Raw genomic sequence first — 23,267 nt, forward strand, 5'->3', positions numbered from 1 at the left:
CCCCCTATTCCATCTTTAATCGTTTTTGTAGTTGTTCCCTCGCGCGTGACAATCTTGATTTCACTGTTCCTTTCGGTATTTCTAACAGCTTTGCTATACTCTCTTGATTCATATCTTCATAATAATAAAGCACCGTAACAGCTCTTAATTCTTCATGTAACGATTGAATCGCATTACACAAATCTATATCTTCATACTGATCACACGCACTCATATTGTAATCATTCTCTTCTGTCACAATTACATTTTTATACGCTCTAATAATATTGTTACACTCATTTATTAGTATTCGAATTAACCAAGTTTGAAAAAATTCTTCTTTTTTTAATTTTTTTATATTTTCATAGGCCTTTAAAATTGTTGTCTGTATCGCATCCTCTATATTTGTCTCATCACGTAACATCGCCTTTGCTATTCGATACATCTTCACTTTTTCTGTATGTATAAGCGCTATAAAGGCTTCATGATCACCTTTTTTCGCCAAAGAAACATCCGTTTCTTCTTTTATAATCATTTTATATAAAGGGATTACTTTCACAATTGCTCCTCCTGTTTCATCCTCACTTCATCACTTCCAATTTAACTTTACATGTATTAGACGTATGAACCTAGAAAAAGGTTCATTTTTTTGAATATTTTCTTAATCAAAAAGATAAATATCCTTTATAAGTGTTATGCGATAAACATACTAGTTTAAATTTATAAATAAAAAAAGCCCACTTTCTAGTGGACTTTCTACTTTATAACGGTAAATCCCTCTTCTTAAACACTACAATTGCTACTATGAAAATACAAAGTGCTCCGGCAATTAACCCTATACTTACTGGCCATATATTATACGCTCCTTCAGCAATTTCTTTCGGACGAAACAGCGTGAATAATGATAGGTTTTTCATCCATTCTAACTTATCACTTAACTTCCCTACCATATCCAATACGAAAAATAGGATAGTTAAACTCGCTGAATAACTTAGTGCTTTTCTTTCGTCATTACATATACAAGAAAAGAAAAATGAATACGCACTAACGACTAAAAATATGAGCCCTCCGACTATATTTATCTTCAAAAATAATTCTTTATTTAAGTTATTATCTTGTAAAAACCATTCTGCACCTACTAACCCAGCTACATACGTAACAGATACAATAATCAGAAGTCCCAATATGAGAACAGTAGCTTGTGTAATAGCAATTTGCACTCTAGATACAGGTGTTGCTAGCAAGTATGCCATTGCTCCTTTATCTACATGACGAGCAATTAAATGTGTCGCAACTGTTACGCAAAAAATTGTTAAAATGATAATAAACAATAGACTATAGTATTCACCAGCTAAAAAATCCATTACGTTTTGAATCGGACTTTCCATACCAACGATTTTTTTCACACTATCAGGCATGGCAGCTATTAATTCATTTAGCCCTTTCGCTGATACCATTGACGGGAATATCCAAATTAATAACCACAAATATAAAGCCGCACCAGACGCATAACTCAAAATACTTTTTTGTGTTTCTTTCAAACTAGCTAAAAACAATTGCTTATTCATGCGTTATCCCTTCTTTCTTATCGTAATAATGCATAAATAAATGTTCTAAATCCATCGCTCTCGTTTGAAGTGCCGTTACATTATAGTTTGAAAGTGTTTGTAAAACAGTTTGATAGTTTCCTTGTACAATGATAGATGCCTCTCTGCCTTTTACCGCTTCAAATTGCAAATTACACTTTGTAAGGGACTCAATCTCTTCTTGTGATGATACTGTTACATCTATCACCTGTCTTCTCATACTTTGTAAATCGTGAATATTTTCAACCGTTACGAGTCGACCATCTTTAATAATAGCTACTCTGTCACAAGTTCTCTCAATTTCAGTAAAAATATGTGATGACATCAGGATTGTTTTTCCTCTTTGCTTTTCCTCTAATATTAAATCTATAAACACTTGCTGCATAAGTGGATCAAGTCCAGATGTTGGTTCATCTAAAATTAACACCTCTGGATCGTGCATAAATGCAGCGACTATCCCTACTTTTTGCTTCATTCCTTTAGACATTTTGCGAATCGGTGTTTTCACATCAAATTGCAGACGCTCTATCAGTTTATCTCGTCTTTTCGTATCCTTTAATCCACGCATTCCTTGCATTAATTTAAAAAACTCTAATCCGTTCATTCCTTCAATAAAAGAAATTTCACCCGGTAAATAACCAACTTCTCTTTGAATTTTCGCTGCTTCATTCCAACAATCTAATCCAAAAATTGTCGCTTTACCAGCTGTCGGTTTTATAAATCCCATTAAATTACGAATCGTCGTTGATTTCCCGGCACCATTCGGTCCTAAATAACCAAATACTTCTCCCTTTTTTACATCAAATGTAATATGAAACAAACCTTTTCCATTTGAAAACTGTTTTGTGACATCTTGAACTGAAATCATAATTCCACCTCATTTTTGAAATATTTAATATGTGATATTTCAAAATTATTGTACTCCTCATCTTTCATATTCGCAACAACTTTTTGAAATATTTATTAGTCCATATTTCAAAATTATTGTTTTCCATTATTTTTTCTTGTATATTTTAAGTGAGGTGATTGCATTGAACGGCTTTGAAAGAGTAAAAGAAAAGAAAAAGCGTGCCATTAAAGAAGCAGCATTCTTATTATTTTCAGAACGTGGATTTAATGAAGTGAAAATAGAACATATCGCAAAAGAAGCAAACGTTTCTCAAGTTACAATTTATAATCATTTCGGAAGTAAAGATGCGTTATTTAGGGAGCTTATACAAGAATTTATCATATCTGAATTTCAATATTATAAAGAGCTTGCAGAAGAAAAATTACCTTTTCATGATATGATGCAAAAAATGATTGTAAGAAAAATGAATACTGGCGGACTATTTCAACCTGATATGTTACTACAAATGATGCAAAGGGACGAAGAACTCCGTAAGTTTATTTATAGTTATCAAAATGAAAAAATCCTGCCCTGGTATTTAGAAATATTAGAACGAGCTCAGCGCAAAAACGAAATTAATCCACACCTTACTAAAGAAATGATGTTACTTTACATTCAAATGTTTACTAAATTAGGTGATGATTTTGGGGCACAACTTCTTGAAGGAGATCGTGAAAAACATATACAAGATATCGTTACGATGTTCTTTTATGGACTCTCCGTCCCAAAAAAATAATTTTTCTAAAGAACAAATAGAATCACCAAAAAGCCCTTTGGATATTTAAATCTCAAGGGCTTTCTCATATCAAATAAATAGCTAAAACTAACTTTATCTTAAAGAAGTTAAATGCTGCTTTATAGATAACACCTTATTATAGATTAACTCTTTTAGCATAACAGGCTGAATTGAGATAATCGTTTCACCGAAATTCAGAAAGTAATTTGAAATAAAATCAAATTCTTGCTTGTTAAAATAGCCTGTTATAATGTAATTTTCATTTTCCTTTTGCATCCTCATGGAAGGATAATTCTCTTTATCAAAAATGTCCTTTCCTTTTTGACTAACAATGACGCTAAAATCAATTGCATCAGGCTTTCTGTGAAAAGTAGTAAGATAACTTAATAATTCTTCAAGATTTTTCGGATTAATATTGCTCGTTTCCACAATAGAAAGAATTTTATCACATCTAATTATTTGAACATTATTCGTCTCGAAATTAAAGATTTTAGCATACCACTGGCCAAATTTAGATTCTATTCGAATAAATTGGGCAACCAATGCTTTCTCCTCACCTTTTTTTAAATATGTTAAATGATAAACTCGCTCAGCAAAAATCCCCTGTAAAATTTCTTTCAAGAACGGACTAAAATTACTATGATTTGTTACTTCAAAGGAAAGCGTTCGTTCCATAATTGAAATATTTTTACTCACATTATCAGGTAATACATGTTTAAATTTATTTTCAAGCGCAATACTTTCTACATTAAATGGTTTTGTCTTGTATCCATTTAGCGTAAGAATTGAAAAGTATAACGCATACATTTCATCCACACTAAAATAAATTGGCGATAAAACACTATTTTCTATAATTTTATAACTTCCATTTCTACCTAATTCAGAATATATGGGTACACCTATTTCTTCCAATGATTGAATATCTCGCAAAGCGGTACTTTTAGAAATATCATATCTAACCATTAAATCTTTTAAATTAAAATATCTTTTATTATTTAAGAAAATAAGCATATCATTTATTCGTTCAGTTTTTTTCATATTTCCCTCCCAAAAAGGTGTCATGTATTGAAACCCTTTTAATCTATATTATAATTATCAACTAATAAAGGAGTTATATATTTATGACATTAGAAATAGCTATTTTTCTTTCAATGAAGGGGCAAGCAAAGGAGGCGATTAACTTTTATACACGTAATTTAGAAGCCACAAAGTTAATGGTTGTTACGTATGAAGAACTGGCGAAAAGAGATAGTTCTTTTAAAATTACAAGTGAAAATAAAAATTATATTGCTCACTCTGTTTTACAAATTGGGAATACAAAGCTAATGATAGCAGAAGATACAATGAAGCCTAATGAACGTTATAACGTTGGAAATAACATGTCACTTTGCATTCAAAGCGCTAATTTAGAAGAAATACAAAGGTTTTATAATAATTTAATTTCCGATAAGCATGTGAAAATAATCTCTCCGCTAGAAAAAAATATATTTAGTGAAGCATATGGTATTATTGAAGATCCTTATGGCATACAAATCCAATTAATGTATGATAAACGACTAAACTAAATAATTAATCATATTCACATATTCCTAATAAAAAAGACACGAATTTCGTGTCTTTTTTATTTTATAGAAATGACTCTTCCCTTTTCACTGCTTTCAATCGCTAATTGAATCAGTTTAATAACATCTAAACCTTCTTTTGCTGTTACAGGTAGTTCCTCACCATTTAATATACTATCTCGTACACCTTTATAATAATTGTCATAACAACCGACTTCTGTTGGAATACGCTCTAAGCTTTCTTCTGTTTCTAAAGTAGCAAAATTCTCTTCATCGTCTACCCCATAACCGTTATTGCCTGGCTTCATTCCACTTTTTAATTGCTCTTCCTGCGAATCCATACCGTACTTCACGATAGAACCTTTCTCTCCATGCACTATAAAATGCGGTCCAGCTTTTTTCACATAACTGCTGCTACGTAAAATGACACGTTTAACTCCGTAATGCAGTACTATGTGGAAATAATCATCCACCTCTGCACCTGGTCGTTGTTTTATTACATCTGCACTTATCGCATCTGGTTTCCCGAATATTGATAACGCTTGGTCAATTAAATGCGATCCTAAATCGTATAATATACCGGAACCTGGTAGATTTTTTTCTCTCCATCGATCACGTACATGTGGACGGAAACGATCAAAATTTGATTCATATGCGTATACATTCCCTACTCTGTTTTCTCCTAACAATTTCTTAATTGTTAAGAAATCATTATCAAAACGACGATTATGATATACGCTTAACATTACATTATGCTGCTCTGCTAATGTAATAAGCTCTTCCCCTTCTTCAATTGAAACAACAAATGGTTTTTCTACAACAACATGCTTACCGTTTAAAATTGCTTCTTTTACATATGGAAAATGAGTTGTATTAGGTGATGTAATAACAACTAAGTCAACATCAGCTCGCTTCACCAATTCATCAATTGTACTAACAACATTAGCGTTTGGTAATGTTTCTTTTACTACCTCTTCTTTTGAGGATAATACAGCTCGAATATCATATTCTTCTATTGTTTGTAATAGTGGGATATGAAATGTCGTACTAGAAAAACCAAATCCTACAATCCCTACACCTATTTTTTTCATGTTGCCCCTCCATTTGTGCCGCTTTAACGGGCAGTAAAATTCCTAACCCAAAATTCAGTGAAAGCTAAGGAATTAGGTGAGGAATCAACTGCTTGTTAAAGCCCGATTAGTTGAACTTTATGAGAACGATTTCATTCAGTTATTATAACAAGATTATTATTATTTACATAATAAATTGCCTAGAAAAAAGCATCTTGCTACTATTCATAGCAAGATGCCCTCTTTATTCTGGTCTTTTCTTCGTCCACGTTTCTACTACTTCACCAGTATCATTTACATCTAGCACTAGGCTACCATTACTATACCGGTCTTTATTTCGATACGCTTTCGGATCAATCTCTTCTACAATGTTTTTCTCTGTCTTCATGTAAACTAATTCATCGTCCCGAACAATTTCAATACCGACAATGCGGTACGGATTACGTTTTAACTCTTTGAAAATAACAAGACCTCGCTTCGCCCTCGTTGATTTTTCAATTTCTGATGCTTTTAGACGTTTTACAGCACCACGCTGCGTTACGAGAATAAGTTGATCTTTATCACCATTTAACGGTTTACCAGAAGCGACATAGTCATCTTCTTTTAAATTAATTGCTTTCACACCAGCAGCTCTTACACCGACTGGACTTACTTCATCTTCATGGAAAATAAGTGCATATGCACCATGTGTAGCAAGAACGATATCACTCGTTCCATCTGTCGCAAATATATCGACAACTTCATCATCTTTTTTCAAGTTTACAGCAACGAATGCCCTTGAATAACGCTGAACTTTATATTGATTTAATTCTGTTTTCTTTATCATACCATTTCGTGTTACAAATACGATAAATCGTTTTTCTTCCTCAAAGTTCGGTACAACCGTTGCCCAAATGATCGTTTCATCTCGGTCGAGTGAAACGATATTTGCAACGTGCTGACCTAAATCTTTCCAACGAATATCTGGCATTTCGTATACTGGAAGATATATATAGTTCCCTTTACTTGTGAATAAAAGAACTGTTTCAGTCGTATTCGTATCGAATCGTTCAAGTAAGATGTCACCCTCTTTCATACCGAAGTCTTTGCCGTTTGATGCATTATGTGAGCGCCATCCAGTACGTTTCACATATCCTTCTTTCGTTACAGTAACGATGACATCTTCTTGTGGAATCATCACTTCTACGTCTATTTTAATTTCTTCAATTTGTTCTTCAATAATAGCACGGCGATCATCACTATATGTTTTCTTAACTCTCTTCAAATCAGTTTTAATGACTTGAAGTAATCTTTTTTCACTTTGTAAAATTGACTGTAGCTCTAGAATTTTCTTATTAAGCTCATCTGCTTCTTCTTGTAACGCCGTAATGTCTGTATTCGTTAAGCGATATAATTGCAAGGAAACAATTGCTTCCGCCTGTGCTTCTGTAAAGCCAAATTTTGCACTTAAATTATCTTTCGCATTACGTTTATCTTTTGAAGCTCGAATTGTCTCGATTACTTGATCTAAAATCGATAATGCTTTCTTTAAACCTTCTACAATATGTTGACGATTTTCTGCTTTTCTTAATTCATATTGCGAACGTCTCGTAATAACCTCTTTTTGATGTCCAATATAAGCATCCAAAATTTTTGGTAATGTCATAAGTGTTGGACGACGATTATTAATCGCTACCATATTAAAGTTATATGGAATTTGTAAATCTGTATTTTTATATAAATAATTTAAAATACCTTCGGCGTTTGCTTCTTTCTTTAATTCAACAACAATTCGTAAACCAGTACGATCTGTCTCATCACGCACTTCAGCAATACCATCTAACTTTTTATCTAGACGTAATTCATCCATTTTCTTTACAAGGTTTGCCTTATTCACTTCGTAAGGAATTTCAGTGATTACAATTTGTTGTTTCCCACCGCGCACTGTTTCAACTTCTGCTTTTCCGCGAATAATAATTTTACCTTTACCTGTTTCATACGCCTTTTTAATACCATCAATCCCTTGAATAATACCGCCTGTTGGGAAATCTGGTCCTTTCATAACTGTTAATAAATCATCAACAGTACTATTTGGCTTATCAATACGCATCATTGTAGCATCAATAACTTCTCCAAGATGATGCGGAGGAATTTCTGTTGCATAACCAGCGGAAATCCCTGTAGATCCGTTCACTAATAAATTCGGGAACGCTGCTGGTAATACAACTGGTTCTTCACTCGTATCATCAAAGTTTGACACGAATTCAACTGTTTCTTTATCAAGATCACGTAATAATTCAGATGCGATTGGTGATAAACGAGCTTCCGTATAACGCATTGCTGCCGCTGGGTCCCCATCAACACTACCGTTATTACCATGCATTTCAACTAAAACATTACGTACTTTCCAAGTTTGGCTTAAGCGTACCATTGCTTCATATACAGAGGAATCTCCATGTGGATGATAATTACCGATAACATTACCTACTGTTTTAGCTGATTTACGAAACGCTTTATCATGTACATTACCTTCTACATACATAGAATATAAAATACGTCTTTGTACTGGCTTTAAGCCATCACGTGCATCTGGAAGTGCACGATCTTGAATAATATATTTACTATAACGTGCAAAGCGATCACCTAACACGTCTTCAAGCGGGAGGTCATGAAACTTCTCTGCTTGCATGTTATTCCACCTCCGTCTCCATAATCATTTCATTTTCTAAAATATTTCCTTCTTCTTGCATACCAAACTGTACATTACGTTCAATCCATTTACGGCGCGGTTCTACTTTATCGCCCATTAATGTTGTAACGCGACGCTCTGCTCTTGCTGCATCATCAATTTTCACGCGAATTAATGTACGCGTTTCAGGATTCATTGTTGTTTCCCATAATTGATCCGCATTCATTTCACCAAGCCCTTTATAACGTTGTAACATATAGCCTTTTCCAACTTTTTTCGTTACACCGTCTAATTCCTCGTCTGACCAAGCGTATTCAATTACTTCACTCTTACCTTTTCCTTTACTTACTTTATATAAAGGAGGGAGTGCGATAAACACTTTACCCGCTTCGATAAGTGGCTTCATATATCTGTAGAAGAACGTTAATAACAATACTTGAATATGAGCTCCATCCGTATCGGCATCGGTCATAATTACAACTTTATCGTAGTTAATATCTTCAACATCAAATTCATTTCCTACACCGCCGCCAATCGCATAAATGATTGTATTAATCTCTTCATTTTTAAAGATATCAGCAAGCTTTGCTTTCTCTGTATTAATTACTTTACCACGTAATGGTAATACGGCCTGGAAACGACGGTCTCGTCCTTGTTTCGCTGAACCACCAGCAGAGTCACCCTCTACTAAATACAATTCGTTTTTCTGAGGATTACGTGATTGTGCAGGTGTTAACTTCCCGCTTAACGTACCTTCTGATTTTTTCTTCTTCTTACCACTACGTGCTTCTTCTCTCGCTTTACGAGCAGCCTCACGTGCTTGCGCTGCTTTAACTGCCTTTCTCACAAGAAGTGTAGCTACATCCGGGTTTTCCTCTAAAAAGTAAGCTAAATGCTCTGATACAATGGCATCAATAGAAGAACGAGCTTCACTTGTACCAAGTTTCCCTTTCGTTTGTCCTTCAAACTGAAGTACTTCTTCTGGTACACGTACAGAAACGATAGCCGCTACACCTTCACGAATATCTGTACCTTCTAAATTTTTATCTTTTTCTTTTAATAATGAAACTTTACGAGCATACTCATTGAACACACGCGTCATTGCTGTTTTAAATCCAGCTTCGTGTGTTCCACCATCTTTTGTACGTACGTTATTTACAAACGAAAGAATATTTTCTGAGTAACCATCATTAAACTGGAATGCTAGTTCTGCTTCAATCCCGTTTTGTTCACCAGTGAAGTATACAACCGGGTGAATTGAATCTTTTTCTTCGTTTAAATATGAAACGAAAGCTTCAATTCCTGTTTCATAATGAAATACATCCTCTAAATCATTACGTTCGTCTTTTATCGAGATTTTCATTCCTTTTAATAAGAATGCAGATTCACGTAATCTCTCACATAATGTTTCATAATTATAATTTGTCGTGCTGAAAATCGTTGTATCTGGTTTGAAGTGCATTGTCGTACCAGACTCTTTTGTTTTCCCGATTTTCTCTAACGTCGTTGCAGGAACACCACCATTTTCAAAGCGTTGTTCATAAATGTTACCATCACGTTTAATTGTTACTACTAACCATTCTGACAAAGCGTTTACAACTGATGCCCCAACACCGTGTAAACCACCACTCGTTTTATAGCCACCTTGACCAAACTTACCACCTGCATGAAGTACAGTTAAAATAACTTCAGGTGTAGGTTTCCCAAGTTTATGCATTCCCGTAGGCATTCCTCGCCCTTTATCTATAACGCTAATACTATTATCTTTATGTATTACGACTGAAATTTCGTCGCCAAATCCCGCTAACGCTTCGTCAACGGAGTTATCTACTATTTCATATACTAAATGATGCAATCCACGGCTATCCGTACTCCCGATATACATACCCGGGCGTTTTCGAACGGCTTCAAGTCCTTCTAACACTTGAATCGCATCTTCATTATATTGGAACTGATGCTTCGCCAAACTCCTTGCCCCTTTCCTAATCCAAAATCAGAACATATGTTTCTATTATAGAATAACGCCTCGACTATAGTTTTGGCAAGTTATCTTATCTCTTTTATATACCATCTTCAATAGAAAAATCCTTGTTTTCTCACAAGGATTCCTCTAGGCTACTATTTCAGAAAAATAATCGTTTGTCAACGAGAAATGGATATGTATTCCAAGATTACACATTCCAAACCTTTATTATGATCCAAATGATCAAGATCCAAAATGGGATTACAAATAACAATCCCCAAAAACAGCCTTTAAAAAATCTCATGATGAACACCTCGTTCATCGGCCCTACTTATCTATAATGAGAGCTGAATCAATCTTTCTACTTTTAAATCTATACTATTTTGTCATCGCATGTTCTACTTTAATACAACGATCCATTATTACAGTATAGTCTTTTTCTTTTAAAAGTTTATATGTATCTTCATCTTGTACTCCTAATTGTGCCCAAAAAACATCTGCATCAATCTCTACAAATTCTTTTGCAATATCAATTAAAAACTCTGAGCGACGAAATACATTTACTATGTCAACGTGTTCCTTAATATCCTTTAGTGAAGAAACTGCCTTTTCTCCAAGCACCTCATCTACTGTTGGATTAACTGGAATAATACGGTATCCAGCATCTTGCATTGCTTTTGAAACCATATACGATGTACGTTCTGGCTTATCTGATAATCCAACAACCGCAATTGTTTTGCTTCTCTTTAACACTTCACCAATTTCCGTACGAGTTGGGTTTTCAATTGTCATAATTAATCCCTCCTATTCCTTTAGTATAGCCGATAAAGAAAGTCTCTTTCAATATGAAAGAGACTTTCTTTTATTTCGATTATTGATTCTTTGTAGCTGAATTATCTGCTAAAGTAGCCGATTTCGTCATTTTTTGACCGTTACGGTAGAATGTAACTTCTACTTTCTCGCCTACTTTTTTCTTTTCATATAAATATTTACGGAATTGAAGTGAGTTTTCTACTTTTTGATCATCTAATGCTACTACAATATCATATTGCTCTAAACCAGCTTTTTCTGCCGGTGATATTGGGTAAATTTTACCTAATACAACACCGTTTGTTACTTCTTTCGGTACTTTCAATTGATTGACTGCATAAGCTTGCACATCTTCTAACGAAACGACACCTACTCCAAGAGCTGGACGTTTTACTACTCCGTCTTTTTCAAGTGATTCAATAACTGGCTTTGCGATATTAATTGGAATAGCAAATCCAATTCCTTCAACTTCTTGCTGTGCAATTTTACTTGAATTAATCCCAATTATTTCACCATTTTGGTTAAATAATGCACCACCACTATTACCTGGGTTAATCGCTGCATCTGTTTGAATAACTTGTGCTTGCCAATCTGGTCGTTTATCGCCATCAATATCAACTGGAATTTCACGTTCTTTACTACTAATAATGCCTTCCGTTACACTTCCATCAAATCCTAGTGGGTTACCGATTGCAATTGCTTTTTCACCCGCACGGATTTTACTTGAGTCACCTAAAGTTGCAACTTTATTCACATTAGAGCCGTCAATTTCAACAACAGCTAAATCTAACCAAGGATCTTTCCCTACTAACTTTGCATCTACCTTTTTACCATCACTTAGTTTTACAGCAAGTTTATTTGCACCATCTACTACGTGGTTGTTTGTTACAATATATGCTTTATTTCCTGCTTTTTTATAAATAACACCTGATCCTGAACCAGCTTGTTGTTCTTGACCTGTCGGTTGCATTGCAAATGGATCAACACTTTGCTGCATATTAATAACACCTACAACAACGTCTTTCGCTCCTTCAATCATACCAGGTAAATCAGTTTCATTTTTCGCTTTATTTACAACAGGAACTACAGTACCTTCTACTTTTGAATCCGAACTAAATGATGATACTGGTGCTCCATTATTTTGAGCCCATGGCATATATGGTGCTGCAAAACTAATCGAAACCGCTCCGACTACAGCTCCCACTAAACCTGTGAAGAAATAGCCTTTTTTACTACCTGATTTTCTCACTTCTCTCGTTTCACTATGCTCTTCATTTAAATTTGGTCCGTCGTAATATCCCATGTTTTATTTCCCCTCTCTGGTGAATTCGTATTTTCAGTATAGTCACGTTTTGTGTCCTTCTTGTGAACTCATCGTGAAATCCAATTAAAAAAATACTCCTATCTAACATTGTAGACAAGAAAAGTATTTTTTGTACATTCTACCTTCAAAAGAGAGTATAAAATCGCCATTTTCCTAGGCTAAATTACACAAATCGTTCTAGATTATTCTTCAAATTTATAACCAACTCGAATAACAGTACCGATATGCTTCGCTTTATCTCCTAACTTATTTCGAAGTTTTTTAATATGGGTATCAACCGTTCGGTCATCACCGTAATAGTCATATCCCCATAACTGGTCTAATAAATGTTGACGTGATAACACAATTCCTTTGTTCTCCATTAAATACACAAGAAGTTCAAATTCTTTATGTGTCAATATAATTTCTTCTCCATCTACTAAAACAGTTCTAGATAGACGATTCACTTCTATTCCAGCTAAAGACATAGCATTTTCTTCCGCTACTCCTACCGCACCATCCGCACGTTTCAATAACGTCTTTGCACGAGCTACTAATACTTTCGGGCTAAATGGTTTCGTTACATACTCGTCTGCACCTAATTCGAAACCTAGCAATGTATCATCCTCATCCGAACGCGCTGTCAACATAATAATTGGTACTGCTGATTCTTTTCTAATTCGTCTACAAACAGACCATCCATCTATTTCCGGTAACATAATATCTAACATAATTAAATCAATTTCATGCTCTGCAAATAACTCTAACGCTTTTTTCCCATCTTCTGCTTCGATTACTTCAAAGCCTTCATTACGAAAATAATCACTAACAATTTCACGTAATCTTCTTTCATCTTCAACAAGCAATACTGTTTTATTCATATAATCTATCCCGCCTTTTTACTCTTTCAATCGAATAATACGTTGATTGGAGCTTCCGCGAAATGGAAGTGTTAAATCTTTTTTCTCAATTTCAAACCTTCCATCGACTAAAACATCCCCATAATGTAACAACTCTATCATATCATTATTTTGAGAACTCTGTATCTCTTCTAACGTATAACCTGTATACATCCATAGGTTTTTTTTCAAATCTTTCACGATTTTTGCTACCTTTTTCACTTCAGCAGCTTGAAAAAATGGATCTCCACCTGAAAATGTTACATCAGTTAATGGATTACTTGCAATCTCTTTCACAATTTCTTCTACTGTCATTTCCGTTCCGTTGCAAATATTCCACGATTTCGGATTGTGGCAACCAACGCAACGATGCGGACAGCCCGCAAAAAACACGACTGTCCGCAATCCTTCTCCATCTACTACACTATCATGAATAATATTCATCACTTTCATTTATGTTTCACCCGATCTATCTCTTCACTACGTTTCGCACTATTCCACTTCGACATATCTCCTACAAGATAGCCTGTTATACGGCGAATTCTTTCTATATTAGCCTCATCTTCATTCCCGCAACTTGGACATTCATTTCCAATAACCCCGTGATAACTACAGCACTTACAACGGTCAACAGGATGATTAATTGAACCGTATCCAACGCCATGTTCTGCCATGGCTTGTACAATTTGTTTTAATGCCTTTTTGTTATGCATCGCTGCTCCGTCCAGTTCAATATACGTAATGTGTCCTCCATTACAGAGAGCATGGAACGGGCCTTCTAAACGGATTTTATTTATCGCTTGAATGTTATAATAAACTGGAATATGGAATGAATTCGTATAGTAATTATGGTTCGTTATACCGCTAATCTCGCCAAATTCTTCTCTATCTTTTTTCACAAACTTTCCTGATAATCCTTCTGCTGGAGTTGCAATTATCGAGAAATTCAGTTGATGTTCTTCTGTCGCTTTATCCATTCTATCTCTCATAAAGGAAATAATTTCGTACCCAAGTTTCCATGATTCTTCATCTTCCCCATGATGCTTTCCTGTTAAAGCTACTAAACATTCCGCAAGACCGATAAAACCAACACTTAACGTCCCTTGTTTTAAAATCGAAGCTACGGAGTCTTCAGGCTGCAATGCTTCTCCACCACGCCATACACCTTGTGAATATAAAAACTGAAAATCTCTTGCTCGCTTCGTACATTGATACGCAAATCTTTCTAATAACTGCTTAATTCCTAAATCTAAATAGTAGTTTAGCGCTTCAAAAAATGCTTCTTTTGAACCACTAATTAACGCTAATTTCACTAAATTGATAGACGTAAATGATAAATTCCCTCTACCAATCGCTGTTTCTTCTCCATGTATATTAGACATAACACGGGTACGACATCCCATGTAACATACTTCACTTTCTGGTCTTCCATCATAATGCACTGCATTAAACGGAGCATCTAAAAATGAAAAGTTAGGGAATAATCGCTCTGCAGTTGTCTCTAATGCTAATTCAAATAAATCGTAATTCGGATCACTTTCTTCAAAATTCACACCTTTTTTCATCTTGAAAATTTGAATCGGAAAAATTGGTGTCTCTCCTTTACCAAGTCCAGCTTGTGTCGCTTTTAATAGTTGTTTAATTAACATTCTTCCTTCTTTTGATGTATCTGTTCCGTAATTAATAGAAATAAACGGTACTTGTCCTCCGCCCCTACTATGCATACTATTCGAATTATGAACGAAAGCCTCACACGCTTGATACGTATCATTTTCCGTTTCTTTCCACGCGAATTCTTCTATTTGTTCTTTCGTAAGCGGATATGATTGTAATCGTTTTTTATGTCTCTCAATTGTTTTTCGTACATAAGGTGCTAAATCAATATCAAAGAGTGCAAACGATTGACCGCCATGCTGCATATTTTGATTCGCTTGAAAAATAATAGACGAAAGAGCCAATGCACTTTTAATGTCTTGTGGCTGTCTCATATGTCCATGTCCAGTATGAAAACCGTTAGCAAGCATTTGCGCTAACGGAATTTGCGAACAAGTCGTCGTTCCTGTCGCATAAAAATCTAAATCATGTGGATATAATATATTTTCATTTATCGCTTTTTTCACTTGATCTGACAATAAATTCTCAACAGCATAATATTTTGCACTCTCAGATGCGAACGTTCCCATTACACCCATTGGAGAGCGGCCGTCTACATTTGCATTTTCTTGCATTAAATCTTGTTCATTGCCGTGGACTATCGTCTCGAACACTTTCATTAATTCTTCTCCACGTGTATTATTTTGTAACATTTATAACCCTCCACCAATATGTTGTTGTCTTTTGATTAAAATGTTACTACATATAGTCTTGCTGTTTCTGTGAGAAATGTAACATTACTGTGAAATTTTTTTCACGAAATAATGAATTTTTCATTTACAAAAAAGAAATGTGCTCTTTACAAATGTATGGTACAATATACGGGAAAAACTCTTTTTACCCTTTATCAACACATTTGAATAAAGGAGACTGAACTTATGGTTACTACATATCTTTTATTTATCGTTGCCTACTTGCTTGGCTCGATTCCATTTGCACTAGTTGTTGGAAAAATTGGCTACGGAATCGATATTCGTGAGCACGGGAGCGGTAATCTAGGCGGAACAAACACATTCCGTACATTAGGGAAAAAAGCAGGTTTTACCGTTACAATTGCTGACATTTTAAAAGGGACATTAGCAACAAGTCTACCAATGATTTTCGGATTAGATATTCACCCACTATGGTTCGGGTTAGCGGCTGTTCTTGGACATGTCTACCCGATCTTCGCGAAATTCCGTGGTGGTAAAGCAGTTGCAACTTCTGCTGGGGTGCTATTATGCTATTCACCAGTTGTTTTTGCAATATTGGCTGTTGTATTTTTCACCCTTTTATTTACAACAAGATACGTATCACTTTCTTCTATGGTAACAGCAGTTGTTGCTGTTATTGCATCCATTGTTAGCGGGGATAAAATCTTCATTATTGCGATGTGTTTATTAGCAGGTATGGTTATTTATAAACACCGTGCAAATATCGGACGAATTATAAATAAAACTGAACCAAAAGCAAACTTTTCAAAAAAGCAAAAATAAGATCGTAACCCACATAACGCAAAAAGAAAACGTGAAGCATATTAATAGCGTCTTTTTGCGTTATTTTTTATACTAAAGAAAAGCAACATAATTTGGAGGAACTATACATGAATCTTTCCGTAACAAAAGAAGCAGCACAATGGTATAAAAATGAATTAAACTTACAATCAAATGAAACACTACGCTTTTTCGTACAATACGGTGGTTGTAGTACTGTGCAAAAAGGACTTTCTTTAGGTATTCGTAAAGATGATCCTGCACATCCTGCTGTTCAAATTCAAGAAGAAGGTATTAACTTCTTTATTGAAGGCGATGATGAATGGTTCTTCGATGGACATAATTTATCTGTTACACTTAACGAAGGTGACGACTTCCCACAATTTAATTATGAAAAATAAAAAAACGTGGCTTCTGCCACGCTTTTTTATTTTTTCTTAATTTCCTCATATTTCGCATACCACTCAGGATATAACTTTTTAAATGATACAGGGCGGAACCCTTCTTTTTTCGCACAAATATTCGTTGTACTTGCAGTAATACAAAGTTCACCATCACCATTATATATTTCATATCCATATACAACGCGAAGTGGGCTCACAGTATCTACCCATGTTTTTACGATTGCTTTTTCTCCGTAACGCATCGCTTTACGGTATGAAATTTGTAAATCTAACACAGGAGAAATAATTCCTTCTTTCTCCATTTCAACATATGAAAAACCTAAATCTTGTATAAGTTTCGTGCGACCTAACTCAAGCCACACTAAGTAGTTTGAATGGTAAACAACACCCATTTGATCTGTTTCCGCATAACGGATTTCAACTTCATGTTCTGCTACAAACATATGTATTCGCCTTCTTTCACTTCTGCTACCTTGCATACATTTAATCATAATACAGTGACATCAAAAATAAAATAAAAATAGTGAATCTTTTCCCGAAAGGAGCCAGCATATGATTCAAATTGTAACTGTTCGCAGTGGTGATAGCGTATATAGCTTGGCATCAAAATATGGATCAACACCTGACGAAATAGTAAAAGACAATGGATTAAATCCAGCTGAAACACTCGTTGTTGGTCAGGCACTTATCGTTAATACGAAAGGGAATAATTATTATGTACAGCCTGGTGACAGCCTATATCGAATTTCTCAAACATATAATGTCCCCCTCGCTAGTTTAGCTAAAGTGAATAATTTATCTTTAAAATCTATTCTCCATGTCGGACAACAATTATACGTACCAAAAGGTACAAAACGAGCTGTAGAATCCATCGCTTATTTACAACCTTCAACTATACCGATTAAAGAGAGTTTAGTTAATGCTACACGTGCCATCAATCCATTCTTAACATACTTAGCTTATTTTAGTTTTGAGGCAAAAAGAGATGGCACATTAAAAGAACCTACTGAAACAGCTAAAATCGCTAATATCGCAACGCAAGGTAAAACAATCCCTATGCTCGTTATTACAAATATTGAAAATGGTAATTTCAGTGCCGATCTAACATCAGTTATTTTACGCGACGCAACGATTCAAAACAAATTTATTACTAACATTTTGCAAACAGCTGAAAAATATGGCATGCGAGACATTCATTTCGATTTCGAGAGTGTAGCACCTGAAGACCGCGAGGCGTATAATCGCTTTTTACGAAATGTAAAAACACGCTTACCTAGCGGGTACACATTGAGCACAACTCTCGTACCGAAAACAAGTTCAAATCAAAAGGGAAAATTTTTCGAAGCTCACGATTATAAAGCGCAAGGGCAAATTGTTGATTTCGTCGTCATTATGACATATGACTGGGGATGGCAAGGCGGTCCACCGATGGCGATTTCTCCTATCGGTCCAGTGAAAGAAGTACTTCAATATGCAAAATCTCAAATGCCTCCACAAAAAATTATGATGGGGCAAAATTTATACGGGTTTGATTGGAAGCTTCCATTTAAACAAGGAAATCCACCCGCAAAAGCAATTAGCTCTGTCGCAGCTGTTGCACTAGCTCGTAAATATAATGTTCCTATTCGTTATGATTTCACAGCCCAAGCTCCTCATTTTAATTATTTTGATGAAAACGGCGTGCAACACGAAGTTTGGTTTGAAGATTCACGGTCTGTTCAAAGTAAATTCAATTTAATGAAAGAACAAGGTATAGGTGGTATTAGTTACTGGAAAATCGGTTTACCATTCCCGCAAAATTGGCGTTTACTCGTTGAAAATTTCACGATTACGAAAAAGGGCTGACAAAAGTCAGCCCTTTTTTCATATTACTGCTAAAAACTCATCTTTCATTTCCTCACAAAAAAGAAGAATGATAACATTCTCCTTTTTAACCGTTATCAACAATCGGTTGTTTACCTGTTTGATCTTGCATTTGCTTTCCTTTATTTCCACCAGCTTTTTTCGATTGAGTTCCAATATGATTTGGTGCAAAGTCTTTTGAATTTTTTTTCGGATTACCCATTACTATCGCCTCCTTAACACTAGTATCGTACTAGTGTTAAGAATTATTCAGCTTGCTTAAAAAGTTTCATTTCATAACGTTTTTCAATGCGCTCTTCAATGCGCTCAATTGCATCACGATCGCTTAATAATTGTTGTTTATTTTCATTTACAAGTTCTTCAAACGATTTACGGCGACTTCTTCTCATGTTGTTCACCCTCTCTCCTTCGCTTTCTTATTACATAGTATGAGCAAACGAAAAACTCTTTAATCAGATTTGTAAGAAAATTTTATGTTTTAGTACTCCTAAAAAAACTCCGTGTACAATATATTGCACACGGAGTTTTTATACCATAACGTTTAAATACTCTTTCAACTTTTCATCTGCATTCATTTCATTTTCTTTATAATCATGAAGCGCCTGTAATACAAAATCATACTGTTCTAAAATATAACTTTCTAATTTCATAACATCCTCTAAGCTATTCAGCATAATTCTCGTATTACCAGCTTCACTATTTAACGCTGGTTCACATGTTAAGCTTGTACATATTTCTTTCACATCATCTTCTAATATCTCTGTTAATACATATTTCTTTCGCCCTTTTACCTTTAATCTCATAACTGGATAAAAAGCTTTTATATCTAAATAACTTCCTACATGCATACAACGTAGCCATTTTACATTACGTTTATTACGTTCAAGCATTTCTTTCACCGCTTCGTATACTACGGTTTCATCGAGTAAGACCTTATTTACTTTTCTCTGTCCTTCTTCTTCAATAGCTGCACACTTTTGATAAACAGCAGCACATGTAATACAATCGTCAAATGCATTATGGGAGCTTAAACGAATTCCAAGCATTCTTTTTAACGTTTCAAGTTTATGATTAGGCGCATGCTTCATGTATTTCTTTGCTAAAAATACAGTATCAATTACTTTATTTGTAGGTTCGGGCAGCCCAAGCATATTTACATTACTTTTCAAAAAGCGCATATCAAAAGAAGCGTTATGGGCGACAATAACATTTGTATGTAAAAATGCTAAAAATAAAGGTAACACTTCTTCAATCGTCGGCGCATCTGAAACACGATAATTAGTAATACCCGTTAAACTCGTTATTCGGTCCGGAATTGGACGTTCTGGATTCACATAGGAAACAAATTGATCTACTAGTTCATGATTACGATATTTCACCGCTGCAACTTGAATAATTTTATCATTATAGGGGTTAAATCCTGTTGTTTCAAAATCAATTACAACATAATCTAACGGTAAGGATACATTCCCCACTCCATACACTCCTTTATCTCTAAACGTTTATATTTCTTACATCATATCATGAAGTTATTACTACTTGAAAAAGAAAAGGCAGAAATGGGAACTCTCCACCTCTACCTTTTCACCATTATTTTAATTTAGCAACCCTTTTCTCCATCTCTTTTTGCGTCATCGGCCCAATAAACTTATCTTGAATGACACCTTTTGTATCTATAAAATACGAAGTTGGAATCGTAATTACTTTATAAGCTGTTGTCACATCAATGTTCTTGTCCAATAAAATAGGAAAAGTAATTCCTTTTTCTTTAACAAAATTGCTTACCTTTTCTTCCCCCCCACCTTTTTCTGAAGGCGTATAGTTGATTGCTAAAATTTCTACGTTTTCTTTATGTTCTTTATAGAAAGCCTCCATATCCGGCATTTCTTGTTGGCAAGGTCCACACCACGTTGCCCAAAAGTTTAAAATCACTTTCTTTCCTTTTAAATCTGATAGCTTTACATTCGTTCCATCTAACTTCGTTAATTCGAAGTCTGGCGCACTCTTCCCTATTTCAATACCATTACTTGCAATCATCTCTTTCATAGCAGCTTCACTTTGTTCTTGCTCCCCTTGTACCACCTGCTCTTTTTTACCAAACTGTTCATAAGCTGCATATCCTGCTAAACAAAGTAACACTACAATAATCGTAAGCTTCCGCCACATTTTATATCACCCTAACGTATTATCTTCTTTTAACACATTCATCAAAATACTATATACCTTATTTTAGCTTATACGGACAAGCTTGGAAATATTCAGAGTCGAAATAATTAGAATATTCTTATTCGAAGTGTAATTTTTTCCTTTTTATCATATAATTAGAAAAACAGATGAAGTGTTGTTTATCTTCTTATGGGCCCATTCACCTTTTTACTTTCGTACTTATATAAACTTCAACAAAAGGGGGATTTTTTATGAATTCATTCGAAAAAATAACATTATATATTCTTAGTTTTCTTTTATACCCAATCGGTATTATTACATGGATCATTTCACTCTTTAGTAACGATCTTGAAAAAAAGAACGTAGGGCGTATTTGTCTTTACATCTCTCTAGTCTCATTCGTCCTTTTCTTAATCCTTGGAATTACAACTTTCCTTATGACTGCTACTTTTAACGTAGATCTAAATCATTCAGAATCTATCCAATATCAAATAAATGATGTTGAATAAAGATAAGGTCACTGCTCTTATCTTTATTCACATCTCTTTCAAAATGAATGACTATTTATTAATTCTTCAGGACTTCCACATGCAATAATACTTCCTTCTCTCATTATGACAACACGATCCGCTAGTATCACTTTCTCTACATCATGTGTTGCCACAATTCTCGTTACATCTCTTCCTAGTCCTTCAATCATATTCCAAACAGTTTCTTGATTACTCGGATCTAACCCCGCAGTCGGTTCATCTAAAATAATAAGATTCGGATTTGAACCAATTGCTCGTAATAATGCAAGACGTTTTCTTTCGCCTCCTGAAAACTCTTCACCGCTTTTATGTAGCACAGTTTGACTCCCTTCAGATAACCCTCTAATAATCGGCGTTGCATTTATAAGTTCACTATTTTTTTCTAACTGATTTTCTAAACCCTCTTCCCCGAAATACATATTCTCTGTTACCGTCGTTCGGAAAAAACGTGGTTCTTGCCACACTGTAGTCATTCGAGCCTTTTGACCATAATAAACAACACTACCGTTAGATGGTTTATACAAACCTGTCATTAATTTTAAAAGCGTTGTTTTTCCTGCACCACTTTCTCCGACAATGATAACGAATTCACCAGGATTAATTTGCAAATCAATATTATTAATTCTACATTTCTCTTCTTCACTCTCCTGAAATGAAACATTTGTTATTATCATCCCCATCGCTCTTTCTACATTACTATCTGCCACTCTTTTATCTAAAAAGGAAAAAACTCTATTTGCCGAAGCGACTGCAACTTGTGTCGTCATTAATAAATCGCCCACGTAACGGACTGGGAAAAAGAGCATTTCAATTGTAGCTAACACTGCAACAAGTGAACCAACTTCCATTTCCCCTTTCATTATTTTTTGTGCACCTACAATGAGAACAACGATATATGCTCCTGTTTCAATCACTGTTTCAACTACTCCAATGCAATGTTGCATCATCGTCTTCTTTACTTCCGATTTATAAGATTGTGCCGTTACTCCTTTAAATAAGCGAATGGCCCATTTTTCTTTTTGTAAACTACGTAAATCTTGTATACCCTTTACAAACTGTGACACCATCTCTACAACACTCGATTGATTTTTTTGAGCAATGCTTGCAATATCCCTTACCTTTCCTCCCATCAGTATTGGAACAATTGCACTTAAAAATAAAAACGGAGTTACCCACAATATAAACTGCAAATCTATATGTTGTAGTGCTATGAAAGCTCCAATAAATTGGGCAATAGCGTGTATATACTCTATTAATATAGAGCCATATAATCTGACCCAGTTCGGAATATCAGATACGACCAAAGTTTCTAACTCCCCTTGCTTAATCTTCTCACTCTCTTCAAACGATAATGAGAAATAGTGACGCAATAATTCTATACGTTTCGTTTGTAATATACGTTGACTGGCTTTTGAGCTTATATAATCAAATAAAAGATTGTTCGTCCACATTAAAAAGCGAATACCCGCAAACAAAGCTATATATAAATACGCACCTTTTAGCTCCCTTTGAATAAGATTGTCTACAATTAATCCCATGAAAATTGGGCGTGATAAATTTAAAATGGCAGCAATTATCCCACTACATACAGATGCCATTACTAATATTTTCTCTTTTCGTAACGGCAACAATATTCTTTTATATTCTTTCATGACGTTCCCTCCACTTTTCGTAGTAAAAAGAAAGGGATGAAACCATATGGTTTCATCCCTTT

General features: G+C 34.8%; 24 protein-coding genes. 6 read left to right on the plus strand and 18 right to left on the minus strand.

Going from position 1 to position 23,267, the window contains the following annotated elements; translation table 11 throughout:
* Nucleotides 1-4: 4 nt before the first annotated feature.
* From N2V79_RS17245 to N2V79_RS17255, 3 genes are all read right to left on the minus strand, one after another.
* Nucleotides 5-538 carry an RNA polymerase sigma factor gene (locus tag N2V79_RS17245; protein WP_000864723.1) on the minus strand — a complete coding sequence of 178 codons (534 nt, stop codon included), beginning with the start codon at nucleotides 536-538 and terminating at the stop codon, nucleotides 5-7.
* A 202-nt stretch (nucleotides 539-740) separates the two neighbouring features.
* Complete coding sequence (locus N2V79_RS17250) at nucleotides 741-1,547, minus strand: ABC transporter permease subunit (protein WP_097961077.1); 807 nt, start codon at nucleotides 1,545-1,547, stop codon at nucleotides 741-743.
* Nucleotides 1,540-2,433, minus strand: a complete 894-nt coding sequence (locus N2V79_RS17255) for an ABC transporter ATP-binding protein (RefSeq protein WP_157417699.1) — start codon at nucleotides 2,431-2,433, stop codon at nucleotides 1,540-1,542. The genes N2V79_RS17250 and N2V79_RS17255 overlap by 8 nt, the downstream gene beginning before the upstream one ends.
* Before the next feature lie 154 nt (nucleotides 2,434-2,587).
* Here N2V79_RS17255 and N2V79_RS17260 point away from each other — a divergent pair, with 154 nt between their 5' ends.
* Nucleotides 2,588-3,190, plus strand: coding sequence for a TetR/AcrR family transcriptional regulator (locus tag N2V79_RS17260; protein WP_145959769.1), 603 nt, complete (start codon nucleotides 2,588-2,590; stop codon nucleotides 3,188-3,190).
* 93 nt (nucleotides 3,191-3,283) lie between these two features.
* On the opposite strand, the gene N2V79_RS17265 is transcribed toward N2V79_RS17260, so the two are convergent.
* Nucleotides 3,284-4,252, minus strand: coding sequence for a helix-turn-helix transcriptional regulator (locus N2V79_RS17265; protein WP_106824421.1), 969 nt, complete (start codon nucleotides 4,250-4,252; stop codon nucleotides 3,284-3,286).
* Nucleotides 4,253-4,311: 59 nt separating this feature from the next.
* On the opposite strand from N2V79_RS17265, the gene N2V79_RS17270 reads away from it, so the two are divergent.
* The gene (locus N2V79_RS17270) at nucleotides 4,312-4,755 is read left to right on the plus strand and encodes a VOC family protein (protein ID WP_340720102.1); all 444 of its coding nucleotides are present in this window, start codon (nucleotides 4,312-4,314) and stop codon (nucleotides 4,753-4,755) included.
* A gap of 56 nt (nucleotides 4,756-4,811) precedes the next feature.
* Here the strand turns inward: N2V79_RS17270 and N2V79_RS17275 are convergent, their stop codons facing one another.
* From N2V79_RS17275 to N2V79_RS17310, 8 genes are all read right to left on the minus strand, one after another.
* Nucleotides 4,812-5,843 carry an oxidoreductase gene (locus N2V79_RS17275; RefSeq protein WP_063548324.1) on the minus strand — a complete coding sequence of 344 codons (1,032 nt, stop codon included), beginning with the start codon at nucleotides 5,841-5,843 and terminating at the stop codon, nucleotides 4,812-4,814.
* 223 nt (nucleotides 5,844-6,066) lie between these two features.
* The gene (gene parC / locus N2V79_RS17280) at nucleotides 6,067-8,490 is read right to left on the minus strand and encodes a DNA topoisomerase IV subunit A (RefSeq protein ID WP_001147467.1); all 2,424 of its coding nucleotides are present in this window, start codon (nucleotides 8,488-8,490) and stop codon (nucleotides 6,067-6,069) included.
* A gap of 1 nt (nucleotide 8,491) precedes the next feature.
* Nucleotides 8,492-10,456, minus strand: a complete 1,965-nt coding sequence (gene parE, locus N2V79_RS17285) for a DNA topoisomerase IV subunit B (RefSeq protein ID WP_001062198.1) — start codon at nucleotides 10,454-10,456, stop codon at nucleotides 8,492-8,494.
* A 375-nt stretch (nucleotides 10,457-10,831) separates the two neighbouring features.
* On the minus strand, nucleotides 10,832-11,245 hold the full coding sequence (locus N2V79_RS17290; protein ID WP_340720103.1) for a CoA-binding protein: 414 nt from the start codon (nucleotides 11,243-11,245) through the stop codon (nucleotides 10,832-10,834).
* A 79-nt stretch (nucleotides 11,246-11,324) separates the two neighbouring features.
* Nucleotides 11,325-12,566 (minus strand): S1C family serine protease, encoded by a 1,242-nt coding sequence (locus N2V79_RS17295; RefSeq protein WP_000542643.1) that lies wholly within the window; start codon nucleotides 12,564-12,566, stop codon nucleotides 11,325-11,327.
* A 203-nt stretch (nucleotides 12,567-12,769) separates the two neighbouring features.
* Nucleotides 12,770-13,447: a response regulator transcription factor gene (locus N2V79_RS17300; protein WP_001044679.1), complete on the minus strand. Its 678-nt coding sequence runs from the start codon at nucleotides 13,445-13,447 to the stop codon at nucleotides 12,770-12,772.
* 18 nt (nucleotides 13,448-13,465) lie between these two features.
* The gene (gene nrdG / locus N2V79_RS17305; RefSeq protein ID WP_000867078.1) at nucleotides 13,466-13,918 is read right to left on the minus strand and encodes an anaerobic ribonucleoside-triphosphate reductase activating protein; all 453 of its coding nucleotides are present in this window, start codon (nucleotides 13,916-13,918) and stop codon (nucleotides 13,466-13,468) included.
* On the minus strand, nucleotides 13,915-15,771 hold the full coding sequence (locus N2V79_RS17310; protein WP_000940080.1) for an anaerobic ribonucleoside triphosphate reductase: 1,857 nt from the start codon (nucleotides 15,769-15,771) through the stop codon (nucleotides 13,915-13,917). Before N2V79_RS17310 ends, nrdG begins: the two co-directional genes overlap by 4 nt.
* Before the next feature lie 225 nt (nucleotides 15,772-15,996).
* On the opposite strand from N2V79_RS17310, the gene plsY reads away from it, so the two are divergent.
* Together plsY and N2V79_RS17320 are read left to right on the plus strand one after the other, a co-directional pair.
* The gene (gene plsY, locus N2V79_RS17315; protein WP_000258974.1) at nucleotides 15,997-16,593 is read left to right on the plus strand and encodes a glycerol-3-phosphate 1-O-acyltransferase PlsY; all 597 of its coding nucleotides are present in this window, start codon (nucleotides 15,997-15,999) and stop codon (nucleotides 16,591-16,593) included.
* A gap of 107 nt (nucleotides 16,594-16,700) precedes the next feature.
* Nucleotides 16,701-16,991, plus strand: coding sequence for a HesB/YadR/YfhF family protein (locus tag N2V79_RS17320; RefSeq protein WP_001054453.1), 291 nt, complete (start codon nucleotides 16,701-16,703; stop codon nucleotides 16,989-16,991).
* Between the two features lie 26 nt (nucleotides 16,992-17,017).
* Here the strand turns inward: N2V79_RS17320 and N2V79_RS17325 are convergent, their stop codons facing one another.
* Nucleotides 17,018-17,437 (minus strand): acyl-CoA thioesterase, encoded by a 420-nt coding sequence (locus N2V79_RS17325; protein ID WP_000495812.1) that lies wholly within the window; start codon nucleotides 17,435-17,437, stop codon nucleotides 17,018-17,020.
* Nucleotides 17,438-17,546: 109 nt separating this feature from the next.
* On the opposite strand from N2V79_RS17325, the gene N2V79_RS17330 reads away from it, so the two are divergent.
* The gene (locus tag N2V79_RS17330; RefSeq protein WP_000614855.1) at nucleotides 17,547-18,839 is read left to right on the plus strand and encodes a glycosyl hydrolase family 18 protein; all 1,293 of its coding nucleotides are present in this window, start codon (nucleotides 17,547-17,549) and stop codon (nucleotides 18,837-18,839) included.
* A gap of 85 nt (nucleotides 18,840-18,924) precedes the next feature.
* On the opposite strand, the gene sspN is transcribed toward N2V79_RS17330, so the two are convergent.
* The 4 genes from sspN to N2V79_RS17350 all read right to left on the minus strand — a co-directional run bounded on the left by sspN (nucleotide 18,925) and on the right by N2V79_RS17350 (nucleotide 21,023).
* Nucleotides 18,925-19,059, minus strand: a complete 135-nt coding sequence (sspN, locus tag N2V79_RS17335; RefSeq protein WP_000527987.1) for an acid-soluble spore protein SspN — start codon at nucleotides 19,057-19,059, stop codon at nucleotides 18,925-18,927.
* Nucleotides 19,060-19,102: 43 nt separating this feature from the next.
* The gene (locus tag N2V79_RS17340) at nucleotides 19,103-19,246 is read right to left on the minus strand and encodes an FbpB family small basic protein (RefSeq protein ID WP_042969030.1); all 144 of its coding nucleotides are present in this window, start codon (nucleotides 19,244-19,246) and stop codon (nucleotides 19,103-19,105) included.
* Nucleotides 19,247-19,384: 138 nt separating this feature from the next.
* Nucleotides 19,385-20,332: a 3'-5' exonuclease gene (locus N2V79_RS17345; RefSeq protein WP_063246454.1), complete on the minus strand. Its 948-nt coding sequence runs from the start codon at nucleotides 20,330-20,332 to the stop codon at nucleotides 19,385-19,387.
* A gap of 115 nt (nucleotides 20,333-20,447) precedes the next feature.
* Entirely contained in the window at nucleotides 20,448-21,023 is a 576-nt protein-coding gene (locus N2V79_RS17350) for a redoxin domain-containing protein (protein ID WP_063246455.1), read from the minus strand.
* Nucleotides 21,024-21,274: 251 nt separating this feature from the next.
* Here N2V79_RS17350 and N2V79_RS17355 point away from each other — a divergent pair, with 251 nt between their 5' ends.
* Nucleotides 21,275-21,532, plus strand: a complete 258-nt coding sequence (locus N2V79_RS17355; protein WP_340720104.1) for a hypothetical protein — start codon at nucleotides 21,275-21,277, stop codon at nucleotides 21,530-21,532.
* A 38-nt stretch (nucleotides 21,533-21,570) separates the two neighbouring features.
* On the opposite strand, the gene N2V79_RS17360 is transcribed toward N2V79_RS17355, so the two are convergent.
* On the minus strand, nucleotides 21,571-23,205 hold the full coding sequence (locus N2V79_RS17360; RefSeq protein ID WP_340720105.1) for an ABC transporter ATP-binding protein: 1,635 nt from the start codon (nucleotides 23,203-23,205) through the stop codon (nucleotides 21,571-21,573).
* Nucleotides 23,206-23,267 lie beyond the last annotated feature (62 nt).

The sequence above is a fragment of the Bacillus sp. CH_70 genome (genome assembly GCF_038007045.1).
Lineage (GTDB): Bacteria > Bacillota > Bacilli > Bacillales > Bacillaceae_G > Bacillus_A > Bacillus_A cereus.

Bases quoted from the DNA above. Each gene is read 5' to 3' on its own strand.
- N2V79_RS17250 (WP_097961077.1), bottom strand. From the start codon at position 1,547: ATGAATAAGCAATTGTTTTTAGCTAGTTTGAAAGAAACACAAAAAAGT.
- N2V79_RS17255 (WP_157417699.1), bottom strand. From the start codon at position 2,433: ATGATTTCAGTTCAAGATGTCACAAAACAGTTTTCAAATGGAAAAGGT.
- N2V79_RS17265 (WP_106824421.1), bottom strand. From the start codon at position 4,252: ATGACACCTTTTTGGGAGGGAAATATGAAAAAAACTGAACGAATAAAT.
- N2V79_RS17270 (WP_340720102.1), top strand. From the start codon at position 4,312: ATGACATTAGAAATAGCTATTTTTCTTTCAATGAAGGGGCAAGCAAAG.
- N2V79_RS17275 (WP_063548324.1), bottom strand. From the start codon at position 5,843: ATGAAAAAAATAGGTGTAGGGATTGTAGGATTTGGTTTTTCTAGTACG.
- parC (WP_001147467.1), bottom strand. From the start codon at position 8,490: ATGCAAGCAGAGAAGTTTCATGACCTCCCGCTTGAAGACGTGTTAGGT.
- N2V79_RS17290 (WP_340720103.1), bottom strand. From the start codon at position 11,245: ATGACAATTGAAAACCCAACTCGTACGGAAATTGGTGAAGTGTTAAAG.
- N2V79_RS17295 (WP_000542643.1), bottom strand. From the start codon at position 12,566: ATGGGATATTACGACGGACCAAATTTAAATGAAGAGCATAGTGAAACG.
- N2V79_RS17300 (WP_001044679.1), bottom strand. From the start codon at position 13,447: ATGAATAAAACAGTATTGCTTGTTGAAGATGAAAGAAGATTACGTGAA.
- nrdG (WP_000867078.1), bottom strand. From the start codon at position 13,918: ATGAAAGTGATGAATATTATTCATGATAGTGTAGTAGATGGAGAAGGA.
- N2V79_RS17310 (WP_000940080.1), bottom strand. From the start codon at position 15,771: ATGTTACAAAATAATACACGTGGAGAAGAATTAATGAAAGTGTTCGAG.
- plsY (WP_000258974.1), top strand. From the start codon at position 15,997: ATGGTTACTACATATCTTTTATTTATCGTTGCCTACTTGCTTGGCTCG.
- N2V79_RS17320 (WP_001054453.1), top strand. From the start codon at position 16,701: ATGAATCTTTCCGTAACAAAAGAAGCAGCACAATGGTATAAAAATGAA.
- N2V79_RS17325 (WP_000495812.1), bottom strand. From the start codon at position 17,437: ATGTTTGTAGCAGAACATGAAGTTGAAATCCGTTATGCGGAAACAGAT.
- N2V79_RS17330 (WP_000614855.1), top strand. From the start codon at position 17,547: ATGATTCAAATTGTAACTGTTCGCAGTGGTGATAGCGTATATAGCTTG.
- sspN (WP_000527987.1), bottom strand. From the start codon at position 19,059: ATGGGTAATCCGAAAAAAAATTCAAAAGACTTTGCACCAAATCATATT.
- N2V79_RS17340 (WP_042969030.1), bottom strand. From the start codon at position 19,246: ATGAGAAGAAGTCGCCGTAAATCGTTTGAAGAACTTGTAAATGAAAAT.
- N2V79_RS17350 (WP_063246455.1), bottom strand. From the start codon at position 21,023: ATGTGGCGGAAGCTTACGATTATTGTAGTGTTACTTTGTTTAGCAGGA.
- N2V79_RS17355 (WP_340720104.1), top strand. From the start codon at position 21,275: ATGAATTCATTCGAAAAAATAACATTATATATTCTTAGTTTTCTTTTA.
- N2V79_RS17360 (WP_340720105.1), bottom strand. From the start codon at position 23,205: ATGAAAGAATATAAAAGAATATTGTTGCCGTTACGAAAAGAGAAAATA.